This window comes from Dolichospermum planctonicum, from assembly GCF_005402965.1.
Lineage (GTDB): Bacteria > Cyanobacteriota > Cyanobacteriia > Cyanobacteriales > Nostocaceae > Dolichospermum > Dolichospermum planctonicum.
This window is the reverse complement of sequence record NZ_BJCF01000169.1, coordinates 1-290: the sequence shown is the minus strand read 5'-3', so window position 1 is coordinate 290 and position 290 is coordinate 1. Positions and strand designations below refer to the sequence as shown.

Annotated in this window: 1 rRNA gene; it reads right to left on the bottom strand. The window is 50.7% G+C overall.

Features of this window, described 5'->3' with window-relative positions:
- Positions 1-290: ribosomal RNA gene (locus tag FFO06_RS20910) — 23S ribosomal RNA — on the bottom strand; the annotation flags it as partial.

Below are 290 nucleotides of genomic sequence, written 5' to 3'. Positions count from 1 at the left end.
TTTGCCGAGTTCCTTAGAGAGAGTTATCTCGCGCCCCTTGGTATTCTCAACCTCCCTACCTGTGTCGGTTTCGGGTACGGGTGTTCTATCTTCATCACATACACAGCTTTTCTTGGCACTTTCCTTCGCCACTCGGAGTTCGTAAACCCCTCCCAAACCAATTAGGGTATGGCTATCTTTCATGCGTCCCTGTCTATGCTCCCACAGAACAGTAAGTGACTATTGACACTTTGTCCATCGACTACGCCTTTCGGCCTCGCCTTAGGTCCCGACTAACCCAGAGTGGACGA